This window comes from Kitasatospora sp. NPDC059803, assembly GCF_042732255.1.
In the GTDB taxonomy this organism is placed as follows: Bacteria; Actinomycetota; Actinomycetes; order Streptomycetales; family Streptomycetaceae; genus Kitasatospora.
In genome coordinates this window covers 1-2,602 of the sequence record NZ_JBHWIJ010000516.1, presented here as the reverse complement: position 1 = coordinate 2,602, position 2,602 = coordinate 1, and the positions used below count along the sequence as shown (strand labels likewise).

Below are 2,602 nucleotides of genomic sequence, written 5' to 3'. Positions count from 1 at the left end.
GCCGCTGTCCGCTGTGTTCATGGTCGCTTGTGCCTCTCCACATCCGTCTCCACATCTGCTGGAGGGGAAATGTCTATGGGCCACAGTATGCGCCAGGGCAGCCCCGCACCCCCCCCCACCCACCCGCCCTCCTCTGGTGCTCCGGTGGTGGTCCGGTGGTCCGGCGGCCTGCCGGTCAGCCGAGCAGGCGCTTCAGCCGCTCGCCGGCCGCGCCCAGCACCGAGCGGGCCTCGGCCAGCTTGTCGTTGCTCACGCCACCGTCCCGGGCCGCGTCGCGGACCTGGTCGCGGAAGCGGTCGAGCAGCCGCTCCAGTTCGCGGGCCGGGTCGCCGGCCGGGTCGGTCCGCGCCCACGGCGGCAGGTCGGCCGGGGCGGTCGGGGTGGTCGGCTCGTCCTTGTCCAGGTCGATCCGGGTGACGGTGACCTCCTCGGCCGACCCGTCGGCCGGCTGGCCCCAGCGGGCCGCGTCGGCCAGCCCGGCCAGGCCCTTGGTCAGCTCGGCCAGGCCCTCGGCGAGGCCGGTCGGCCAGTCGCCCTTCGCGGCGTGCTCGCGCACCTGCTGCTCGACCCGGCGCTTGATCCGCAGCGCCTCCTGCTGCGCGGCCGTCCGCGAGGCCTTGGCCTGCTCGCGCAGCCTGCGGGCCTCCTCCTCGGCGGCCTTCGCCTTGGCCTTGGCGGCCTTCTCCTGCTCCCGGGCGCGCTTGGCCTGGTCCTTGGCCTGCCGCTTGAACTGGGCGAACTCCTCCTTGGCGCGCTGCCAGGACTCGTTGTCGCCCCACGGGCCGGACCACGGGTCCCCGCCCTCGGCGCGGTCCGGCCGGGGGGCCTGCCGGGCGGCCTGCCACAGCTCCTCGCGCAGGTCCTTGGCGCTGTCCCGGACGTCCTCGCGGATCGCCCCGGCCAACTGCGCCACGGAGTCGTGGATCTCCACTTCCAGGTCGTCCAACTCGCCCTGGCGGGCTTCCAGTTCGGCACGCCCTGCGTCGGTCAGCCGGTAGACCTTGCGGCCGCCCTCGGTGTTGTGGGCGACCAGGCCCTCCTGCTCCAGCTTGGCGAGCCGGGGGTAGACCGTCCCGGCGGAGGGCGCGTATAGGCCCTGGAAGCGCTCCTCCAGCAGGCGGATCACCTCGTAGCCGTGCCGCGGGGCCTCGTCGAGCAGCTTCAGCAGGTAGAGCCGGAGCCGGCCGTGGCCGAACACGGGCGTCATCTCACGCCTCCTTGGTGAGGTCGGGCTTGCCGAGTCCGGCCGGGAGCTCCTTGACGACCACCGGCGACTCGTCCTCGGGGTCGGGGCGGCGCAGCACGGTGACGCCGCCGGAGACGGTGGTCACGGCGAGGCTGCCCCGGCCGTCGCCGAGCTGGCCGGACAGGCGCTTGGCGCCCCAGCTGCCGCTGAGCTTGAGGCCGTCGAAAGTGCTGGAGATGTCGCCGCTGGTGGAGCCGGCCTCGACCTTGGCGTCGGCCAGCGAGGGGATCCGGATGACGACCGGGCCGCTGACGGTGGTGACCTTGACGTCGGCCGGGCTGGCGACGTCGAGGTCCAGGGTGACGGCGCCGGTGACGGCGTTGGCCTGGACCCGGTCGGCGGTGCCGGCGACGACGGTGAGCTGGCCGGAGACGGTGTTGACCTTGAGCTGGCCGGCCACCGACTGGGCGTCGACGTCGCCGGTGACGGTGTTGGCCTCGGTGCGGCCGGTCAGGCCGACCAGGGTGGCGTCGCCGCTGGCGCTCTGCACCGAGACGTGCCCGGTGATCCCGGAGACGGTGGCGTCGGCCGAGACGGTGCCGACCTTGACCTCGGCGTCGGCCGGGACGGTCAGGGTGACGCCGGCGACCCGCTTGCGCTTGAAGGAGCTGAAGAAGCCCTTGACCGCGTCGACCGACTTGAGCCGGTCGCCGAACTCGCCCCAGCTGTTGATGTCCTTGTAGGTGACCGTCAGGACGCCGTCCACCAGGGTCACGTGCAGCGGCTCGCCCTGGAGCTCGGTGACCTCCAGGCGGGCCGGGCCCTCGGCCGCCACCACGTTCACCGTGCCCTCGATGATCCGCACGTGCAGCGCCCGGACCGTCTCGTCGATGGTGATCCTCTCGGGTCCCTCGACCGTCCACTGGCTCATCTCTGCCGCCTCCCGTTGCCGATCGCGATGTATCGCGTTCTCTTTTAAAGACGATATATCGCGTGACGCGCAAGTCAAGCGTGCCGTCCCGGATCCCGCCCCTGAGCCGCCCCGGAGCCGCCCCCGAGGCGCCCCCTACGGGCGGGCGCGGATACGTGAGGGGCCCGGCAGGCGATCGCCTCCCGGGCCCCTCATCAGCGGTTCAGTGCAACGGCACCGCACCGGTCACTCGTCGTCCTCGTCGTCGAGCCGGGCCAGCCAGGTGGCCAGCCGCTCGACGGGGATCTCGAAGTCCGGGTTGAGGTCGACGAACTCGCGCAGTCGCTCGGCCAGCCACTCGAAGGTGACCTCCTCGTCGCCGCGCCGGTTCTGCAGCTCCTCGATGCCGCGGTCGGTGAAGTACACGGGTTCACTCCGGTCCGATGGGGATTGACCTGGTCAGGATAGTCGGGGACGCCCGCGGCCCCCGTCTCCCAGGGGAGGAC

Annotated in this window: 3 protein-coding genes; all 3 read right to left on the bottom strand. The window is 72.7% G+C overall.

Features of this window, described 5'->3' with window-relative positions:
- Positions 1–175 precede the first annotated feature (175 nt).
- Positions 176–1,207, bottom strand: a complete 1,032-nt coding sequence (locus tag ACFV6I_RS38970; protein WP_380430968.1) for a PadR family transcriptional regulator — start codon at positions 1,205–1,207, stop codon at positions 176–178.
- A gap of 1 nt (position 1,208) precedes the next feature.
- Entirely contained in the window at positions 1,209–2,117 is a 909-nt protein-coding gene (locus tag ACFV6I_RS38965) for a DUF4097 family beta strand repeat-containing protein (RefSeq protein WP_063347845.1), read from the bottom strand.
- A gap of 225 nt (positions 2,118–2,342) precedes the next feature.
- Complete coding sequence (locus ACFV6I_RS38960; protein WP_063347844.1) at positions 2,343–2,522, bottom strand: DUF6104 family protein; 180 nt, start codon at positions 2,520–2,522, stop codon at positions 2,343–2,345.
- Between the last annotated feature and the right edge of the window lie 80 nt (positions 2,523–2,602).